8 protein-coding genes and 1 pseudogene are annotated in these 22,672 nt (G+C 38.5%); 8 read left to right on the top strand and 1 reads right to left on the bottom strand.

Features of this window, described 5'->3' with window-relative positions; genetic code table 11:
* Window positions 1–69 precede the first annotated feature (69 nt).
* The 3 genes from rpoB to ACOCEA_RS10695 are packed head-to-tail and all read left to right on the top strand — an operon-like array spanning window position 70 to window position 8,607.
* The gene (gene rpoB / locus ACOCEA_RS10705) at window positions 70–3,879 is read left to right on the top strand and encodes a DNA-directed RNA polymerase subunit beta (RefSeq protein WP_420756240.1); all 3,810 of its coding nucleotides are present in this window, start codon (window positions 70–72) and stop codon (window positions 3,877–3,879) included.
* A gap of 57 nt (window positions 3,880–3,936) precedes the next feature.
* Window positions 3,937–8,235 carry a DNA-directed RNA polymerase subunit beta' gene (gene rpoC, locus ACOCEA_RS10700; RefSeq protein WP_420756239.1) on the top strand — a complete coding sequence of 1,433 codons (4,299 nt, stop codon included), beginning with the start codon at window positions 3,937–3,939 and terminating at the stop codon, window positions 8,233–8,235.
* 57 nt (window positions 8,236–8,292) lie between these two features.
* On the top strand, window positions 8,293–8,607 hold the full coding sequence (locus ACOCEA_RS10695; RefSeq protein ID WP_420756238.1) for a DUF3467 domain-containing protein: 315 nt from the start codon (window positions 8,293–8,295) through the stop codon (window positions 8,605–8,607).
* A 34-nt stretch (window positions 8,608–8,641) separates the two neighbouring features.
* Here the strand turns inward: ACOCEA_RS10695 and ACOCEA_RS10690 are convergent, their stop codons facing one another.
* Window positions 8,642–10,231 (bottom strand): peptide chain release factor 3, encoded by a 1,590-nt coding sequence (locus tag ACOCEA_RS10690; protein ID WP_420756237.1) that lies wholly within the window; start codon window positions 10,229–10,231, stop codon window positions 8,642–8,644.
* A gap of 308 nt (window positions 10,232–10,539) precedes the next feature.
* On the opposite strand from ACOCEA_RS10690, the gene ACOCEA_RS10685 reads away from it, so the two are divergent.
* The 5 genes and pseudogenes from ACOCEA_RS10685 to ACOCEA_RS10665 form a co-directional block, all read left to right on the top strand.
* The gene (locus tag ACOCEA_RS10685) at window positions 10,540–14,241 is read left to right on the top strand and encodes an Ig-like domain-containing protein (RefSeq protein ID WP_420756236.1); all 3,702 of its coding nucleotides are present in this window, start codon (window positions 10,540–10,542) and stop codon (window positions 14,239–14,241) included.
* Window positions 14,242–14,253: 12 nt separating this feature from the next.
* Window positions 14,254–15,207: a PorP/SprF family type IX secretion system membrane protein gene (locus tag ACOCEA_RS10680; protein ID WP_420756235.1), complete on the top strand. Its 954-nt coding sequence runs from the start codon at window positions 14,254–14,256 to the stop codon at window positions 15,205–15,207.
* Between the two features lie 13 nt (window positions 15,208–15,220).
* Entirely contained in the window at window positions 15,221–17,269 is a 2,049-nt protein-coding gene (locus ACOCEA_RS10675; RefSeq protein WP_420756234.1) for an OmpA family protein, read from the top strand.
* Window positions 17,270–17,496: 227 nt separating this feature from the next.
* Window positions 17,497–21,144 (top strand): beta strand repeat-containing protein, encoded by a 3,648-nt coding sequence (locus tag ACOCEA_RS10670; protein WP_420756233.1) that lies wholly within the window; start codon window positions 17,497–17,499, stop codon window positions 21,142–21,144.
* A 490-nt stretch (window positions 21,145–21,634) separates the two neighbouring features.
* Window positions 21,635–22,672 (top strand): annotated as a pseudogene (locus ACOCEA_RS10665) (hypothetical protein); the annotation flags it as partial.

Raw genomic sequence — 22,672 nt, 5'->3', positions numbered from 1 at the left:
TTTTATAGAATTGGGTATATGAAGAGGTATACCACCAAATAGTACTCACGATCAAAACACTGTCTTTAGATGTTCACAAATCAGACTGAAAGAATAAATTTTGCTTCGGCTAAGAATACTCCGGAATATCCGGATTTCTTGGATATTCAGATCAAATCTTTTCAAGATTTTTTTCAACTTGAAACAAAATCTGATCAGAGAGGTGATGAAGGTTTGTACAATACCTTCATGGAGAACTTTCCAATAACTGATACAAGAAATCAGTTCGTATTGGAATTTTTGGATTACTTTATCGATCCACCAAGATATTCAATACAAGAATGTATAGAACGTGGTCTTACTTATAGCGTACCGCTAAAGGCCAGGTTAAAATTATATTGTACAGATCCAGAGCATGAGGATTTTGAAACAATTGTACAAGATGTTTATTTGGGTACTATACCGTATATGACACCTAGTGGTACTTTTGTTATCAATGGTGCGGAAAGGGTTGTTGTCTCTCAATTACACCGTTCTCCAGGTGTATTCTTTGGACAGTCTTTTCATGCTAATGGAACTAAGTTATATTCTGCCAGGGTAATACCTTTTAAAGGTTCTTGGATAGAATTCGCTACCGATATCAACGGCGTTATGTATGCCTATATCGATAGAAAGAAAAAATTACCAGTTACTACATTGTTCAGGGCTATTGGCTTTGAAAGAGATAAAGATATTTTAGAAATCTTTGACCTTTCTGAAGAGGTAAAGGTATCTAATGCTGGTCTTAAGAAAGTTTTGGGCCGAAAATTGGCTGCAAGGGTATTAAATACTTGGCATGAGGATTTTGTGGATGAGGATACAGGTGAGGTTGTTTCTATAGAACGTAATGAAATCGTTCTTGATAGGGATACTGTTCTTGAAAAAGAACACATTGATGAAATTCTTGAGGCTGATGTGAAAACTATCCTTTTACACAAGGAGAATAATGCTCAGTCAGATTATGCAATAATTCATAATACCTTACAAAAAGACCCAACCAACTCTGAAAAGGAAGCGGTAGAACACATTTACCGTCAATTAAGAAATGCAGAGCCGCCAGATGAGGAAACGGCAAGAGGGATTATAGATAAATTATTCTTTTCTGATCAACGTTATAACCTTGGTGAAGTTGGTCGTTATAGAATGAACAAGAAATTGGGTCTTGATATTGGAATGGACAAACAAGTTTTGACCAAAGAAGATATTATAACCATTATAAAATATTTAATTGAGTTAATAAACTCAAAGGCAGAGATTGATGATATTGACCACCTTTCTAACCGTCGTGTTAGAACAGTAGGTGAACAATTATCATCTCAATTTGGCGTTGGTTTGGCTCGTATGGCACGTACCATTCGCGAACGTATGAATGTTCGTGACAATGAGGTGTTTACTCCAATTGATTTGATTAATGCAAAGACATTGTCTTCTGTTATTAATTCATTTTTTGGTACCAACCAGTTATCTCAGTTTATGGATCAAACGAATCCATTGGCAGAGATTACCCATAAGAGAAGATTGTCAGCGCTAGGACCAGGAGGTCTTTCCCGTGAAAGAGCAGGTTTTGAGGTTCGAGATGTTCACTACACACATTATGGTCGTCTTTGCCCAATTGAAACTCCTGAAGGTCCAAACATTGGTCTTATCTCTTCACTTTCTGTGTTTGCCAAAGTTAACCCAATGGGCTTTTTGGAAACACCATATAGAAAGGTTGAAAATGCCACTGTTGATATTAATAACTTTGTTTATCTAAGTGCAGAGGAAGAGGAGGGTATGAAAATTGCCCAAGCAAATATTCCTTTAAAGGATAATGGTGAAATTGATACCGATAAGGTTATTGCAAGGGAAGAGGGAGATTTTCCTGTTGTAGACCCTGCGGAGATTCACTATACCGATGTTGCTCCAAATCAGATCGCATCTATTTCTGCATCTTTAATTCCATTTTTGGAACATGATGATGCAAACCGTGCATTGATGGGGTCAAACATGATGCGTCAAGCAGTACCTTTATTGAAACCACAGTCGCCAATTGTAGGAACAGGGTTGGAGAGACAGGTGGCATCGGACTCTAGAGTATTGATAAACGCTGAAGGAGATGGGGTTATAGAGTATGTTGATGCTCAAAAAATCACCATTAAGTACGATAGGACAGACGCTGAAAGGCTAATTAGCTTTGAGGATGATGAAAAGACGTATTTCTTGGTAAAATTCAGAAAAACTAACCAAGGTACGAGTATCAACCTAAAACCAATTGTTAAAAGAGGTGATAGGGTTAAGAAAGGTCAGGTACTTTGTGAAGGGTACGCCACTGAAAAAGGAGAATTGGCTCTAGGAAGAAACCTTACCGTAGCCTTTATGCCTTGGAAAGGATATAACTTTGAGGATGCAATTGTTATTTCTGAAAAAGTAGTACGTGAGGATATATTCACATCTATTCATGTAGATGAATATTCATTAGAAGTAAGGGATACAAAACTGGGTGCAGAGGAATTAACACATGATATACCTAATGTTTCTGAAGAGGCAACAAAGGACCTTGATGAAAATGGTATGATCCGTATCGGTGCGGAAGTAAAACCTGGGGATATATTAATAGGTAAGATTACTCCGAAAGGGGAGTCTGACCCTACTCCAGAGGAAAAACTTCTTCGCGCAATCTTTGGTGATAAAGCTGGTGATGTTAAAGATGCCTCTTTAAAAGCATCCCCATCACTAAGAGGTGTCGTTATTGATAAAAAGTTATTCTCAAGATCTGTTAAGGATAAGAGGAAACGTTCTGAGGATAAGGAAGAGCTTTCCAAATTGGAGCTTCAATATGAAGTAAAGTTCCAAGAACTTAAAGATGTCTTGGTAGAAAAGCTTTTTACTCTTGTAAATGGTAAAACTTCCCAAGGGGTATTAAATGATCTTGGTGAGGAAGTATTGCCAAAAGGAAAGAAGTATACAATGAAGATGTTAAATTCTGTTGATGATTTTGCTCACTTGGTGGGTGGAAGTTGGACAACAGATACGGAAACAAACAGTTCTGTTGCTGATTTACTTCATAACTATAAAATTAAACTTAATGATCTTCAGGGTAACTTGAGAAGAGATAAGTTTACGATTTCAGTGGGTGATGAATTACCTGCAGGAATCATGAAGTTGGCCAAAGTTTATATTGCCAAGAAACGTAAGTTGAAAGTTGGTGATAAAATGGCAGGTCGTCATGGTAACAAAGGTATTGTTTCAAGAATTGTACGTCAGGAAGATATGCCATTCTTAGAAGACGGAACACCTGTAGATATTGTATTAAATCCACTAGGTGTACCTTCTCGTATGAACATTGGTCAGATCTATGAGACCGTTTTAGGTTGGGCAGGTCTTAAGTTGGGTAGAAAGTATGCAACACCAATTTTTGATGGTGCTACTTTAGATGAAATTAATGCCTATACAGATGAAGCTGGTATACCAAGATTTGGACATACGTATTTATTTGACGGTGGTACCGGTCAACGTTTTGACCAACCAGCTACCGTAGGTGTTATATATATGTTGAAACTAGGACACATGGTAGATGATAAAATGCACGCTCGTTCTATTGGACCATACTCATTAATTACGCAACAACCATTAGGTGGTAAAGCACAGTTTGGTGGTCAACGTTTTGGAGAGATGGAAGTTTGGGCATTAGAAGCATATGGTGCATCTGCAACACTTAGAGAAATATTAACCGTAAAGTCGGATGATGTAATCGGTAGAGCTAAGACCTATGAATCTATTGTCAAAGGAGAGACAATGCCAGAACCTGGATTGCCAGAATCTTTCAATGTATTAATGCACGAACTTAAGGGATTAGGTTTGGATATTAGACTGGAAGAATAGTATTGTAGTCTTTTGGACTATTTATAACAAAATTAAAATCATTATCAGCACGCTATTATGGCAAGAATAAAAGATAATAACCCAATAAAAAGGTTTGATAAAATTTCAATCGGATTGGCTTCTCCAGAAGCAATTTTGGCAGAATCCAGAGGTGAAGTTTTAAAGCCCGAAACAATTAATTATAGAACGCACAAACCAGAACGTGATGGTTTGTTCTGTGAGCGTATTTTTGGTCCTGTAAAGGATTATGAGTGTGCTTGTGGTAAATATAAGCGAATTCGCTATAGAGGTATCGTTTGTGATCGTTGTGGTGTGGAGGTTACAGAGAAGAAAGTACGAAGGGATAGAGTAGGGCATATAAACCTAGTTGTTCCTGTTGCACATATCTGGTACTTCCGTTCATTGCCAAATAAAATAGGATATCTTCTTGGGTTGCCATCCAAAAAATTGGATATGATTATTTACTACGAACGTTATGTAGTAATCCAAGCAGGTATTGCTAAAGGTCCTGAAGGGGAAGAAATCAATAAGATGGATTTCTTGACTGAAGAGGAGTATTTAAATATATTGGAATCTATTCCACAGGAAAACCAATACTTAGAAGATTCAGACCCTAATAAGTTTATCGCTAAAATGGGTGCCGAATGTTTGATTGACCTATTGGGCAGAATCAACTTAAAAGAGCTTTCTTTTGAGCTTAGACATAAAGCGAATACAGAAACTTCTAAACAAAGAAAAACCGAGGCTTTAAAGCGTTTACAGGTTGTTGAGGCTTTGAGGGAATCACAAGAAAATCGTGAAAACCTTCCAGAGTGGATGATTATGAAGGTAATTCCGGTTATACCACCAGAATTACGTCCTTTAGTTCCTTTAGATGGTGGTCGTTTTGCTACGTCAGACTTAAATGATTTATATAGAAGGGTTATCATCAGAAACAACCGTTTAAAAAGGTTGGTTGAGATAAAAGCTCCTGAAGTTATCTTAAGAAACGAGAAGCGAATGCTTCAAGAGGCTGTAGATTCACTTTTTGATAATACAAGAAAGGCTTCTGCTGTTAAGACTGAATCGAATAGGCCATTAAAATCTCTTTCTGATTCCTTAAAAGGTAAACAAGGTCGTTTCCGTCAGAACCTACTTGGTAAACGTGTTGATTATTCAGCTCGTTCTGTTATAGTTGTTGGGCCTGAAATGAAATTGTTCGAATGTGGTCTTCCAAAGGATATGGCGGCTGAACTATACAAACCTTTTGTAATCAGAAAATTGATAGAAAGGGGTATCGTTAAAACAGTTAAGTCAGCCAAAAAGATAATAGATAAGAAAGAGCCTGTAGTTTGGGATATTCTGGAAAATGTCTTAAAAGGACATCCAGTTCTATTGAACAGGGCCCCAACATTGCATAGATTGGGTATCCAGGCATTCCAACCTAAATTAATTGAAGGAAAGGCAATTCGTCTTCACCCATTGGTATGTACAGCATTTAATGCGGATTTCGATGGGGATCAGATGGCTGTTCATTTACCATTGGGTCCAGAAGCAATTCTAGAAGCACAATTGTTGATGTTGGCTTCCCATAATATATTGAACCCAGCGAACGGTTCTCCAATTACGGTACCTTCACAGGATATGGTTTTAGGTCTTTACTATATGACCAAAGAACGCAAATCAACACCAGAGGTTCCAATTAAGGGAGAAGGTTTAACTTTTTATTCTGCAGAAGAGGTAGAGATAGCTTTTAATGAAGGTATGGTGAACCTAAATGCGGGAATCAAGGTTAGGGCAAAAGATTTTAATGATGAAGGAGATTTAGTTTATAAAATTATACCAACCACAGTTGGTAGGGTTTTATTTAATATGGAAGTTCCTGAGGCAGCTGGGTTTATCAACGAAGTATTGAATAAAAAATCCTTAAGGGATATTATTGGGGATATTTTGGCTGTAACCGATGTGCCGACTACTGCTGATTTCTTGGATAAGATCAAGACTATGGGTTATGAGTTTGCTTTTAAAGGCGGCCTTTCTTTCAGTTTAGGAGATATTATTATACCAAAGGAAAAGCATGAGATGATTGCTGATGCGAACGGTCAAGTTGAAGGTATTATGGCCAATTATAACATGGGCCTTATTACCAACAATGAAAGATATAATCAGGTAATTGACGTTTGGACATCAACTAATGCAATGCTTACTGAGCTTGCTATGAAGCGAATTCGTGAAGACCAGCAAGGTTTCAACTCTGTGTATATGATGTTGGATTCTGGTGCAAGGGGTTCTAAAGAGCAGATTAGACAGTTAACAGGTATGCGTGGTCTAATGGCCAAACCTAAGAAATCTACCGCTGGTGGTGGTGAGATTATTGAAAACCCAATTCTTTCTAACTTTAAGGAAGGGTTGTCAATTCTAGAATACTTTATTTCAACACACGGTGCACGTAAAGGTCTTGCGGATACTGCCTTAAAAACGGCGGATGCTGGTTACTTAACGCGAAGACTTGTTGATGTTTCTCAAGATGTAATTATTAATATTGAAGACTGTGAGACATTAAGAGGTGTTGAAGTTCAAGCCTTAAAGAAGAACGAAGAGATAGTGGAGACCTTAGGGGAACGTATTCTTGGTCGTGTTTCTTTAAATGATGTTTACGATCCAATTACTGAAGAGCTTTTACTTTCAACTGGTCAAGAAGTAATGGAATCTGATGTTAAGAAAATTGAGGCATCACCAATAGAGAAAGTGGAAGTGCGTTCTGCACTAACATGTGAGGCCCAAAAAGGTATTTGTGCAAAATGTTATGGTAGAAACCTTTCTACAAATAAAATGGTACAAAGAGGTGAGGCAGTCGGTGTTGTTGCAGCACAATCAATCGGTGAGCCAGGTACTCAGTTAACATTAAGAACATTCCACGTTGGTGGTATTGCCGGGAACATTTCTGAAGAGAACAAGTTAGAGGTTAAGTTTGCTGGTATAGCGGAGATTGAAGATTTAAGAACGGTTACAGGTGAGAATGCTGAGGGTAAACCTACAGAAATCGTAATTTCAAGAACTTCAGAAATTAAAATTGTAGATGCTAAAACTGGTATTGTCTTAAGTACAAACAATATACCTTATGGTTCGCAATTGTTCGTTGAAAACGGTGCAAAGCTTCAAAAGGGTGATGTTATTTGTTCTTGGGATCCATACAACGGTGTCATTGTTTCCGAGTTCCCAGGTAAAATTGCTTATGAGAATATTGAACAAGGTGTAACTTACCAGGTAGAGATAGATGAGCAAACAGGTTTCCAAGAAAAGGTAATATCTGAATCTAGAAACAAGAAACTAATACCAACATTACTTATCCAAGACGGTAAGGGTGAAACATTACGTTCCTATAACCTTCCAGTAGGTTCGCATTTAATGGTAGATGACGGTGATAAAATTAAAGAAGGTAAGATTTTGGTTAAGATACCTCGTAAGTCTGCTAAAGCAGGGGATATTACCGGTGGTCTTCCAAGAGTTACCGAGTTGTTTGAGGCTCGTAATCCTTCTAATCCTGCTGTTGTATCAGAAATTGATGGTGTTGTTTCTTTTGGTAAGATTAAGAGAGGTAACCGTGAGATTATAATTGAATCTAAACTTGGAGAGGTTAAGAAATATCTGGTAAAACTTTCTAACCAGATACTTGTTCAAGAGAATGATTATGTAAGGGCAGGTATGCCGTTATCTGATGGTTCGATAACTCCAGAGGATATTTTAGCAATAAAAGGTCCATCTGCCGTACAACAATATTTGGTTAACGAAGTACAGGAAGTATACCGATTACAGGGTGTGAAAATTAATGATAAGCACTTTGAGGTTGTTGTAAGACAAATGATGCGTAAGGTTAGAATAGTAGATCCAGGTGATACTATCTTCTTAGAGAACCAATTGATTCATAAGGATGATTTCATTATAGAAAATGATGAAATATTTGGTAAGAAGGTGGTGATGGAAGCTGGTGATTCTGAGAACTTAAAACCAGGTCAAATTGTAACACCTAGGGAATTAAGGGATGAGAACTCGCTTCTTAAACGTGCGGACAAAGCATTGGTTGAAGCTCGTGACGCAGTTGCAGCAACGGCCACACCAATACTGCAAGGTATTACAAGAGCTTCCTTACAGACTAAGTCATTTATTTCTGCAGCTTCTTTCCAAGAGACTACAAAAGTATTGAATGAAGCTGCTGTAAGTGGTAAAATAGATACACTTGAAGGTCTTAAGGAAAATGTAATCGTTGGTCACAAAATTCCAGCTGGGACTGGAATGAGGGATTATGATAACATAATTGTTGGTTCCAAAGAGGAATATGATGAAATAATGGCCAGAAAAGAGGCCTTAAGATTCTAATACAAAAAGCCCTCATTCTATGAGGGTTTTTTGGTTATAAAATCATTTTTATATATTATGGGTGAAAACAAAAATCAGAATCAAAAACAAATAAATATAGAATTGGATGAAAAAACGGCAGAGGGCATTTACTCTAATCTTGCCATAATAAATCATTCCGTTTCTGAATTTGTGGTAGATTTTATTAGTATTATGCCTGGAGCACCTAAGGCAAAGGTGAAAAGTAGAATAGTACTTACCCCTCAACATGCCAAGAAGTTTTTAAAAGCGCTAAGTGACAATGTTCAACGCTTTGAAAAAGCCCATGGTACAATTAAGGATTATGAACAACCTGCTATACCTTTGAATTTTGGTCCAACGGGAGAAGCATAAATAAAAAAGCCCACTTATAAGTGGGCTTTTTTATTTATTCAAATTCTGAAGTAAAATGTAGTTTTACCGATGGGTATTTTTGTTGGGTCATCTGCAAAGAGAATTGAGAATCAGCAAGAAATACCAATTGTCCCCTTTTGTCTTTTGCCAGGAATTTTTGCTTTACCCTTATAAATTCTTTATACTCTTCACTCTTAGTGTTTTCTGTACCGACCCAACATGCTTTATACACGGGGAAATTTTCATAACTACATTTTGCACCGTATTCGTGCTCAAGTCTATATTGTATAACTTCAAATTGGAGTGCTCCAACCGTTCCAATTATCTTTCTACCGTTCATTTCTAAAGTAAATAGCTGAGCTACACCCTCGTCCATTAGTTGGTCAATGCCTTTGTATAATTGTTTAGATTTCATTGGATCAGCATTATTTATATATCTAAAATGTTCTGGAGAGAAACTTGGTATGCCTTTATAATGAAGTATTTCACCTTCTGTTAAGGTGTCACCAATTTTAAAATTACCAGTATCATGTAAACCAACGATATCACCAGGATAGGAGATGTCCACAATTTCTTTCTTTTCGGCAAAAAAGGCATTTGGACTTGAAAATTTGTGTTTTTTTCCTTGTCTAACATGTAGGTAAGGTTTGTTCCTTTCAAATGTACCAGAAACTATTTTTACAAATGCCAATCTATCCCTATGCTTGGGATCCATATTGGCATGTATCTTAAATACAAACCCTGTCAATTCTTTTTCATCAGCTTTCACCAGTCTTTCTTCTGCCATTTTTGGCTTTGGAGAAGGTGCAATTTCAATAAAGCAATCCAAAAGCTCACGCACTCCAAAATTATTCAATGCTGATCCAAAAAATACGGGTTGTTGCTCACCACGCAAGTAAAGTTCCTTGTCAAATTCTGGATATACCCCCCAGACCAAATCCAAATTATCTCGTAAATCTTTTGCGGCTTTGGTGCCAATAATTTTTTCTAATTCAGGACTTTCAATGTTATCAAAAGCAATAGTCTCTTCTATATTTTTTTTACTGTCGCCACTAAAGAGATTTATATTTTTTTCATAGATATTATAGATTCCTTTAAAATCATAACCCATTCCAATAGGAAAACTTAGTGGTGTAACGGATAAACCCAATTTTTGTTCAAGTTCATCCAATAAGTCAAAAGCATCCTGTCCCTCTCTATCTAGTTTGTTAATGAAAACCAACATCGGAATATTCCGCATTCTACAAACTTCTACCAGTTTTACAGTTTGCTCCTCAACACCTTTGGCAACATCTATTACTACAATTACACTATCAACTGCGGTTAGGGTCCTAAACGTATCTTCTGCGAAGTCTTTGTGTCCAGGTGTATCTAGTATGTTTATCTTTTTATCCTTATACAAAAAAGCCAATACGGAAGTAGCCACAGAGATTCCTCTTTGTCTTTCAATTTCCATAAAATCGCTGGTGGCAGATTTTTTAATTTTATTGTTTTTTACTGCACCTGCCTCCTGAATGGCTCCTCCAAAAAGCAACAATTTTTCTGTAAGTGTTGTTTTACCAGCATCTGGATGCGAGATAATGCCAAATGTTCGCCTTTTTTCTATTTGTTCTTTAAAGGTCATTCTTTAAAATTTAGTGCAAAAATACTGGATTTATAGAGTTTTATATTCATTTTAATAAAAGAACACTATTTCTATCAACAAATTTTGTGACCCAAAAGTCTTGTCTGTTTCTTATCAATTGTTCAATTAACAGTGATTTCGTATGGAGTTTTCAGTTATTCATGGAGAATTATTAACAACTTATCCGAAATGAGTAGAGGCTATGTATTTAACAATTATCTTGCATAGTATTTCATTTGGAAGTCCCATTCCTTACTTAATTACGCTCCTACCTGTCATGGTGATTAGTTGTATAAAAACTATCATTTATGAAAAAAAATATGTTTTTGGAGAATGGTAATGATTATAATCCATTGACCAATACTTTATTTCGTAGTTTAATTTTCTTTTTACTATTTTTTAGTAATTCATATGCATTAACATTAGGACATTTATCTTTTGTTAGAAATGTAAAAATTTACACGATTGATAATATTGATTTGGATGATGATGATGATGGTATTTTGGATACTGTTGAAGATCAGAACCTTGATGGTGATAATAATCATTTGACCAATCCCACGGATAGTGATGGAGATTCCATACCAAATTATTTGGATTTAGATTCTGATAACGATGGTATCTTGGACAATGTGGAATCTCAACTTACTTCTGCATACGTGGCACCACTTGGACAAGATGTCAATGGGAATGGTCTTGATGATGCATATGAAGGTGCCTATGGTTTTGGTATTGTACCTATCAATACTGATGCTGGAGTAGGGAAAGGTGGAATACCTGATTATTTGGATATAGATTCAGATATTGATGGTATCAGAGATAATATAGAAGCACAACCTTATGATAACTATATCGCTCCATTAGGAATTGACAGTAACAATAACGGTTTAGATGATGCCTATGAAAATGGTATTATTTTTGGTTTGATCCCCATTAATTCTGATGATGATGAGTTTCCTGATTTTAGGGATTTTGATTCTGATAGCGACGGAATTAAAGACAAAGTCGAGGCCCAAACTACAGAAGGTTATATACCCCCTATAGGTGATGCAAATCAAAATGATATAGATGATGCATATGAAGATGGACTAAATCCAATTGATACCGATGGGGATAGTATTCCAGATTATCGAGATATTGATAGTGATAATGATGGAATTCTTGATAATATTGAAAGTCAGGATATAAATAGTTATATCGCTCCTTCAGGTCTGGATAACAATAACAATGGATTAGACGACATATATGGTGGCGGTATTAATCCTGTGAATAATGATTCTGATACAAAACCAGATTTTAGGGACATCGACAGTGATAATGACGGTATCCCGGACAACGTAGAGGCACAAACTACCTCTGGTTATGTAGCCCCTAACAATGACGATGCGGCCACCTATGCTTCCAACAATGGCGTGAACAGTGCATATATTGGCGGACTGGACCCGGTGAACACCGACGGTGTGGACGCGCTGGACTATTTGGACGGTGACACTGACAATGATTTGGTCCCGGACAACAACGAGGGGAACGACTTCAACTTTGATGGGGTGCCTGACCAAACCTATACCGGAACGGATACGGACGGCGACGGGCTGGACGATGGCTACGAGGGCAGTGACACCAATGACGGCTTCGACGTTAACGACGAGATAGACGACCCTGCCAACGACCTTCCCGATACGGATGGCACGGAGGATGTGAACTACCGCGACCTGGACGATGACGGCGATGGTATCGACACACCGGATGAGGATGGTGACAATGATGGAGACCCGACCAATGATGATACCGATGCAGATGGAACACCCGACTACCTAGATCCGGACACTCCGGGAACAGACACCGATGGTGATGGTGTTCCGGACAGTACCGACCTAGATGATGACAATGATGGGCTTTTGGACACAACAGAGGACCCTAACCTAGATGGGGACAACGACCCGCTTACGGATGCCTTGGACAGTGATGGTGATGGTTACCCTAACCATTTGGACATCGACAGTGATAATGACGGTATCCCGGACAACGTAGAGGCACAAACTACCTCTGGTTATGTAGCCCCTAACAATGACGATGCGGCCACCTATGCTTCCAACAATGGCGTGAACAGTGCATATATTGGCGGACTGGACCCGGTGAACACCGACGGTGTGGACGCGCTGGACTATTTGGACGGTGATACTGACAATGATTTGGTCCCGGACAACAACGAGGGGAACGACTTCAACTTTGATGGGGTGCCTGACCAAACCTATACCGGAACGGATACGGACGGCGACGGGCTGGACGATGGCTACGAGGGCAGTGACACCAATGACGGCTTCGACGTTAACGACGAGATAGACGACCCTGCCAACGACCTTCCCGATACGGATGGCACGGAGGATGTGAACTACCGCGACCTGGACGATGACGGCGATGGTATCGACACACCGGATGAGGATGGTGACAATGATGGAGACCCGACCAATGATGATACCGATGCAGATGGAACACCCGACTACCTAGATCCCGATATACCTGAAATGTTGGATGTTGTTGACGATGTGGCGACCACGGATGAAAATACACCTGTGGAGATCTCAATTTTGGACAATGACACGGGCATCCCAAGTGACGGGACCTTGACATTTATGGAGCCGGGCAACGGAACCTTGGAAGTGAACGATGGCGGCACACCGGACGATATCAGCGATGACACGGTTACCTATACCCCTAACGACGGCTACAACGGTGAGGACAGTTTTGGGTACACGGTCTGTGATACCATGGGCAACTGCGGTACGGCAACGGTTACCATTACGGTAGGCACACCTGAAATGTTGGATGCTGTTGACGATGTGGCGACCACGGATGAAAATACACCTGTGGAGATCTCAATTTTGGACAATGACACGGGCATCCCAAGTGACGGGACCTTGACATTTATGGAGCCGGGCAACGGAACCTTGGAAGTGAACGATGGCGGCACACCGGACGATATCAGCGATGACACGGTTACCTATACCCCTAACGACGGCCACAACGGTGAGGACAGTTTTGGGTACACGGTCTGTGATACCATGGGCAACTGCGGTACGGCAACGGTTACCATTACGGTAGGCACTCCTGAAATGTTAGAGGTTGTTGACGATGTGGCGACCACGGATGAAAATACACCTGTGGAGATCTCAATTTTGGACAATGACACGGGCATCCCAAGCGACGGGACCTTGACGTTTTTGGAACCAGGCAACGGAACCTTGGAGGTGAACGATGGCGGAACGCCCGACGATATCAGCGATGACACGGTCACCTATACCCCTAACGATGGCTACAACGGTGAGGACAGTTTTGTGTACACGGTCTGTGATACCATGGGCAACTGCGGTACGGCAACGGTTACCATTACGGTAGGCACTCCTGAAATGTTGGATGTTGTTGACGATGTGGCGACCACGGATGAAAATACACCTGTGGAGATCTCAATTTTGGACAATGACACGGGCATCCCAAGTGACGGGACCTTGTCGTTTTTGGAGCCAGGCAACGGAACCTTGGAGGTGAACTATGGCGGCACACCGGACGATATCAGCGATGACACGGTCACCTATACCCCTAACGATGGCTATAACGGTGAGGACAGTTTTGGGTACACGGTCTGTGATACCATGGGCAACTGTGATACGGCAACGGTAACCATTACTGTAATTAAAACAACAACTCAAAAAATAGAGGTAAATCAATTTGTAACACCTAACTCAGATGGTAGAAATGATTTTCTTTTCATAAGAGGTGTTGAAAATATAAGTAAAAGTTCATTGAAAATTTTCAACAGATGGGGTGTAGCAGTTTATGAAGGCGAAAATTATAATAATCAAAACAACGTATTTGACGGAAGATCTAGAGGTAGGTCAACTTTAAGTGTAGAGGACTATTTGCCTTCAGGAATATATTTTTACATATTTGATTACACTACGCTAGACGGAGAAAATATAGTGGATAGTGAGTATATTTACATAAGCAGATAATATCATAACTTTATGAATATCAACAATAGGTATTATGTTTTTTTAGTATTGTCAATACTTGGTTTGGGTGTTTTATTCGCACAGCAAGATGCCCAATATACCCAGTATATGTTTAATACCATGAGTGTAAATCCTGCTTATGCCGGATCTAGGGGACAATTAAGTATAGCAGCATTATATAGGGCTCAATGGATTGGATTGGATGGGGCGCCCACTACACAAACGTTAAACCTTCATTCTCCAATTAGAAACAGTAAATTAGGGTATGGTCTTTCAATTGTGAATGATGAGATTGGGGATGGTACAGTTCAAGAAACCTATTTTGACGCGGTACTTTCTTATACTATAGATGTTTCCCTAGAGGGTAAATTGTCATTTGGACTAAAGGCAGGTGGAAACCTACTAAACTTTGATTTTACCAAGCTCAGAAATTTTGATTCAGAACCTGTAAATTCCGATAATATAGAAAATAGGTTTTCCCCTAATTTTGGTGTAGGACTATATTATCATACCAATAAATTTTATGCTGGCTTATCTGCTCCAAATTTATTACAAACGGAACATTTTGACAACTCACAAAGAGATGCGAATACGGTGCAATTCTTATCTAAAGAACGAATTAATTTTTACCTCATAACTGGTTATGTTTTCGATTTAAATGGCAATCTGAAATTTAAACCGGCAATACTGACCAAAGTGGTTGGAGGTGCTCCTTTGCAAGTAGATATTTCCGCCAATTTTATGTTTAATGATAAATTTACCTTTGGTGCGGCATATCGGTGGGATGCAGCTTTGAGTGCCATGGCAGGCTTTCAAATATCAGACCAGTTTATGCTTGGACTCGCATATGATAAGGAAACGACAGAGTTAGGAGGGACCCGGTTCAATGATGGTTCATTTGAGGTGTTCTTAAGGTTTGAATTGGTTAAATCATTCCAAAGATTAGTTTCTCCACGTTTTTTCTAACATGAATCAACAAATGATAAAAAAAATACATGCCCAGTTTTTTATAATCGCATTACTCATTTGTGTAAATACATTTGCACAGGAAAGATTGTTAAATAAGGCAAATCAAAAATATGAAGAGTATTCTTTTAGTCCTGCCATAGATATTTACAAAAAGGTTTTGGACAAAGGGTATAGTTCTTCAGGCTTATTAAAGAATTTAGGCAACGCTTATTACTTCAATTCCGATTATAAGGAAGCCGCGGAAACCTATAGCAGATTAGTTGAATATTATCCTGAAAGTGTTACGCCAGAGGATTATTTTAAATTTGCCCAATCACTTAAATCATTAGGAGAATATTGGCGTTCTAATGAGGTCATGGCAAAGTTTACAGAAATTACCACTAATGATGCACGTGCGGCAGCGTATACAAATGAAAGGGATTATGTAGCTGAGATAAAAGCGAATTCAGGTAGGTATGAGTTAAAACCCTTCGCGTACAATTCTCCATATTCAGATTTTGCTCCATCTTATTATAAAGAGGGTCTTATTTTTTCTTCAGATAGGGATACAGGTAATTTTGCTAGATATCGCCATACATGGAACGCAAAGGATTTTTTGGATTTGTACCGGGTAGATGTTGATAGTATATCTTTAAACAAGGTAATTAAGATAGATGTTATCGGTAGCAAGGATCTTATTACTATGGATATGGATATTGACAATGATGGTGTGGAAGATTTACCGGGAACACAGACAACAGAGGATATTGTTGCCAAAAGGAACAATAGAATCAATACTAGGTTACATGAATCTACATCGGCAGTAACAAAAGATGGTCAAACCATTTATTTTACCAGAAATAATATGGTTGAAGGAAAATACCAAAAAGATGAAAAAGGAATTATTAGGCTTAAAATTTTCAGGGCTCAATATATAGATGGGACTTGGTCAGAAATTGAGGAATTGCCATTTAATAACGATTCGTATTCTGTGGCTAACCCCGCTTTAAGTCCAGATGGGAAGACCCTTTACTTTGCATCAGATATGCCAGGTACGTTTGGACAATCCGATTTATTTATGGTTGCCATAAATAATGATAGGACTTTTGGCACACCTGTAAATTTAGGACCTAATATTAATACAGAGGCACGTGAAACATTTCCTTTCGTAACTTCTGAGGAGATAATGTATTTTTCTTCAGATGGTCACCCTGGATTAGGAGGTCTGGATGTATTTGCAACTAAAATAAAAAGACAAGATTTTACAGGTAAAGTCTTAAATGTTGGCGAACCGGTAAATAGTAGATTCGATGATTTTACATTTATTTTCAATGAGGCCACAAGAGATGGGTATGTAGCCTCAAATAGGGAAGACGGTTTGGGATATGATGATATCTACAGTTTTATAGAAAAGGAACCCTTGGTTTTTGATTGTATACAGCAAATTACTGGAACGGTACGTGATAAAATATCCAATGAGCTGTTGGTTGGGGCAACCATAAAGGTAATCAATGAAAATAATGAAGAAATACTTTCGACTATTACCGATTCAAAAGGGGAATACAGCCTGACATTAGATTGCAATAAAGGTAATTTTGTGAGGGCTTTAATGGAAGGGTATATCCCTTATGAAGAATACATTGGTGTTTCTGATGGTAAGCCGAAAATTATAGATTTTTATCTAGAACGTGACCGTATAACTGCTGGTTTTGGAGATGATTTGGCCAAATTATTACAACTAAGTACCATTTATTTTGATTTTGATAAATATGATATCCGTAAAGATTCAGAGGTCGAAATAGAGAAGGTAATTGCGGCTATGGAAAAATATCCAAGTTTAAAATTAAAGGTAAATTCCCATACAGACAGTAGGGGACCTGCAGCCTATAATTTATGGCTATCTCAAAAAAGGGCGGAATCAACCATAAACTATATGATAAGAAAAGGTATTTCTAAAGATAGGTTGGTAAGTGAGGGTTATGGCGAGAGTAGATTATTGAACGAATGTGCTGATGGTGTTTCATGTACAAGAGAAAAACACAATGTAAACAGACGTTCGGAGTTTATTATTCTTGAATAGAAACACAGAAAGTTATCATAAATAAAACAAAAAAACTGCATTTTAAGCTGTTTTTTTTGTTTTAAATAAGTTGAAAAAAGAAGATTGTTTTGATTTGACTTACCACAAAACACTCTTACTACATATTATCGATTAGCCCTTTCACAACAATAAATATCAAAGCTAAAGATCTAAACATACATTTGTTAATACAACAATATGGTATTGTTTAAATCACAATTTTTAGTATGAAAAAATCCCTCGTAATATTTTCAGTATTTTTTTTGGCTCTTGTGTCTACCGCTAATGCACAATGTGGTTTTGGAGGGATAGATACAGGTACTATTGTAACTCCAACCAGCTCCGATCAGTTTACCGGAAGTTTTCAAGGAGGGAGATACTTTAGAATGAATGTAGTTGCTAATGGGTTATATACAGTTAGTACTGTTGGCTTGACAGGTTGGGACACACAACTAACTATACATGATACCAGTGGTAATTTCATAGCCTATAATGATGATTTTGGGGCGACAACGCAATCTGAAATTAGTTTTATTTCTCCTATTACAGGACAAGTTAGGGTACTGCTAAATCGATTTAACTGTCAATCAACTAATGGAGGGACAAGAACCCAGGTAAGATACAGTGGTTCATCATCATATTTATCTGTTAATGATATCTCTGTAGCCGAAGAAACTGGTACGGCAACATTTACAATAACCTATAATGGCTCCACAACAGGGGCTTTTACGGTAGATTACAACACCTCAGATGGTACGGCGGAAAATGTTTTTGATTATTCCTCAACTTCTGGAACACTTTCGTTTTCAGGTACGGTGGGTGAAACAAGAACGGTAGTAGTTACTTTAATAGATAATACGTTTGGCGAGAATAGTGAGGAGTTTTACCTTAATTTGTCAAATGCCACCAATAATGTTGACATAGCCAATTTTGGAACAGCTACAATTACAGATGGCGACCCACCTATTCCGCAAGATGTTCCTTTGACTTTATTTGATGATTTAAATGGAAATTTTGATTATACGGTAGCGGGAGGCACATTTAGAACACAATCCAATGCATCTGATCCATGTGCAATTACGACCACCTCTTCTGGTGTGGTAACTTCAGTAATTCCTGCAGGGGCAACAATACAAAAAGCATATTTGTACTGGGCACATTCCAATAGTAATCCAGATAATTTTGTGACATTTGAAGGTCAATCGGTAGAGGCAGATGTAATCTATGGCGCATCTTTTTTTAATGCAGCACTTGGCGCTGACGTTCAGTTTTATGGGTATGTCTCTGATGTTACTTCAATATTTAATGACTTGCCAATAGCTAATCCTAGTACAAATACATACGACGTAACAGATCTAACTATAGATAACGGGGGAGATTACTGTGCCTCTGCCACCGTTTTGGGGGCTTGGTCCTTAATGATATTTTATGAGGAAGCTAGTTTACCGGCTTCAACTTTAAATTTGTATTATGGTTTTGATATTACTTCAAACGCTGGAACTTCTTTTACGTTAGATAATTTCTATGCGATAAGTCCTGCTGGTAGTAAAGCCACATTTTTATCCTATGAAGGAGATGCTACTTTAGACGGTTCTAGTTCGGGATCAACTAATCCAGAAGAACTTTCTATAACAAATCAATTGGGTTTTACCAATGTACTTTCAGGTGATGGGGGGCAAACGGGGAACAATGTTTATAATTCAACGATATATGATGGTCCTTCAGGAGTCAATAATAACAACATTTATGGACTTGATTTAGATACGTATGACATTTCATCCTTTATTACCGCTACAGATACACAGGTTACAGCAAATATAGATGTAGGACAAGATTTGGTTATATCAAGTGCAGTATTATTAAGGGTGCCCTCAAATTTAATATCGGGTACCGTATTTGAAGATATAAATTATCCAGGAGGAAATGGTAGAAACCTAGCTGATTCATCCGGATTGCCTATGGAGGGAGTTACGGTAGAACTCTACAATACTATTGGTGCATTAGTAAATACAACTGTTACAGATGCCTCTGGGGACTATGCATTTGGAGGAATGGCAGATGGTAATTACACGGTTAGGGTTGTCAATTCCACCATAAAATCAAATAGGGGCGGTGGCGCTTCCTGTAGTACCTGCTATGCTGTACAAACCTTTAGGACATCATATGATGGCTCCACTAGAAATGAAGTTGTCAATGAGGTTGGAGGTGCGGATCCATCAACCTCGGCAGATAGTAATGTGGGTGTCCTAACTGGTGCGCAAACAGTATCTTCTATTGTTATTGCTTTAGGAGGTGTTGGTAATATAGATTTTGGCTTCAATTTTAATACGATTGTAAATACAAATATTGATGGGCAAGGGTCATTAGAACAGTTCATTGTCAATTCAAATAATCTAGATGAAATAGGTTTGGATATTGAAGCAAACAGCATTTTTGACCCTGCTGCCGGAGTTGATACTTCTATTTTTATGATTCCACCCTCAGGTGATGCTCAAGGCAGAACAGCGGATGCTAATTTTAACGGCAATTACTTTGATATTTTTGTAACGAATGGTAATCCATTTTCTAATATTACTGCAGATAATACTAGTATTGACGGAAGAACACAGACTGCATATTCGGCCGACACCAATACGGGGACGGTAGGAAGCGGTGGAAGCACTGTGGGTACCAACATGTCCGTTTTGCCCAATTATGATTTGCCTGAAATACAGATTCACAGCGATAATGGCGATGTCATTAAGATAAATGCCAATAATACAACAATAAGAAATGTAGCTATTTATGCCAATAATAACGCAGCGATATTGGTCAACAGTGGATCTGCGAGTATTTTGGAAAACGTATTAGGAGTAGATGCTACAGGCAGCAATGCAGGTAGCATAAAAATTGGTGTAGAAAATAGTGGTGGGGACATATTGGTTGATTCTAATTATATAGCCACTAATACGGATTCAGGTATTTTAATTGATGGTGGAACAGCTAACGTAATACAAAACAATCATATTACTACAAATGGCAGTACAGCCTGTAATGACAATATTATGCTTAATTCTGGTTCGGGGATTGTTATTCAACAGAATTTAATTGAGAATGCTGCTTCATTAGGTATGGATGCTGCCTCAATTACTGGAAATGTTCTCATAACTGAAAATACGATTACCGGATCAGGCCAAGATGGTGGGTTATGTGGGCCACAAGTAAAGGATATGGGTATTGAGTTGGCCGGAAGTAATTCGCAAATTATTAATAATATAATTCATTCTAACGGAGGTGCAGGAATTTCTGTGGTAGGTTCAGGTAACGGTAATTTAATAAGCCAAAACTCGTTTTATGCCAATGGTACCAATAACCCGGCATTGGGAATTGATCTTTCCGGCGATGGTGTCACCTTAAATGATAGTGGTGATGCAGATTCTGGACCAAACAATTTGCTTAATTTTCCAGTAATCTCTACAGTTTATAAATCTGGTTCTAATATGGTAATCACCGGTTGGGCCAGGGCAGGATCCATTATAGAATTGTTTTCTACAGATATACATGGAGGAAATGCTACTTTAGGGGATAATCAATTAGGATTATCATCAGATTATGGTGAGGGACAGGTTTATTTGGCAACAAGAACAGAGGGTAGCGTAGATGATATGAATACGAATACATCTTTATATACAGATGTAGACGGTAATACAGATAATACCAACATGTTTACATTTACCATTCCTTTGCCTGTAGGAATAGATTTAGGGTCGGATATTACCACAACAGCAACTATCTCAAACTCAACCTCAGAGTTTTCCCCATTTAGTAAAATAAAGGCATATACCATTATTACGAACAGGCGTATTACCTATCGTGTAAAAAAACCAATAAACTAATCGATTGTACCTTTAATATACCCTTTGTTTTGATGATTGGTTTATTAAGGAAAGGCAAAGGCCCATATGGATCAAAAGTACCAGTATTTATTTCGGAAAGATTTTGATTTTTTCAATCCATAAATAAAATACAAAGACACCACATTCTTAAAACAAATCCGCTATCATGAAAATAGCGGATTTTTTCATTTTAGGTACTTCGTTACACTCTTGTAATCCCTTATATAGCAATGGCTCTTCGATAAAGTGTATCGGTTTAAATGGTATTTTTTTAGATGCTAAACCTCATGTTTGTCTAGCTATACATTACAAATTTCTGTTTACACAACAATTATTTTAACAAGCAACTCTTAAAATGAATATTTGTAGAATGTAATTGGTATAGATCGGTTCAAACTATTTGAAATGATTATTGTGATTTATAACCAGCCAAGAAATAGAAGTTTAGGAGACTACAATGTTTTTGAAAATGGAATTGAAATTTAAAAGTATGAAAAGCCAGACTATTACAACCAAGAATAGTGCCGTTAAGATCATTATGGCAACATTCACTTTAATGTTGTCCGGAGTTGCATTTGCCCAGACTACCGTTACTCTAGAGGACCAGTGTAACTGTGAGGTATTGCAGGGTACCGATGTTACTACTCCTGGAGCTATAACTCCAGCAGGGGCAGATCTTGGGGATTTGTATGTGAACACGGCGACAGGAACTATCTATTTTTGGGATGGGGATTCTTGGGAGTTGACATCATCTACAGATACAGACAACCAACAAGTGTTGGATTTTAGTTATGATACGGCTACACGTACACTTACTTTGGAGCTTGAGGATGGTGGTGCGCCCATAACGGCAGTTCTTCCGGCAGAGTCATTGACTTCAATTACCTTAAATGGAAATACTTTAGAATATCTTGATGAAAATAATAATCTTACAAGCGTACCGCTTAATGTCGGAAGTTTAAGTTTTAATCCCACTACTAGAGAGTTGTTATATGTTGACGAAACTGGGGTTCCAACATTTATAAACCTTCCAGCAGAAGTAATTACCACCTTGGTTGATAATGGTAATGACACTTTCACCTATACAAATGAGGATGGTGTTGCCACAACATTTGAGGGTACGGATAACCAAATAGCTTCCGAAGTATCCTTTGACAACACGGCCTCTGGCCTAACGGCTACGGACGTACAGGCGGCGATCGATGAGATCAATGCGGCAGCGGGGACGGTGGCCCTTGTGGACAATGGCGACGGTACGTACGACTTCACGGACGCTTCCGGCAACACGACCACGATCAGCGACACGTCTATCTCGACGCTTTCCGCCCCTGTGAACGGTGTGTATACCTATACGGACGAGAGCGGCGCTACCCAGACGATAGACACGAACGCGAGCTCCAACCCATATGACAACACGGCCTCTGGCCTAACGGCTACGGACGTACAGGCGGCGATCGATGAGATCAATGCGGCAGCGGGGACGGTGGCCCTTGTGGACAATGGCGACGGTACGTACGACTTCACGGAC

The sequence above is a fragment of the Maribacter luteocoastalis genome (genome assembly GCF_048890225.1).
Classification (GTDB): Bacteria; Bacteroidota; Bacteroidia; order Flavobacteriales; family Flavobacteriaceae; genus Maribacter; species Maribacter luteocoastalis.
This window is presented reverse-complemented; position numbering and strand designations above follow the sequence as displayed.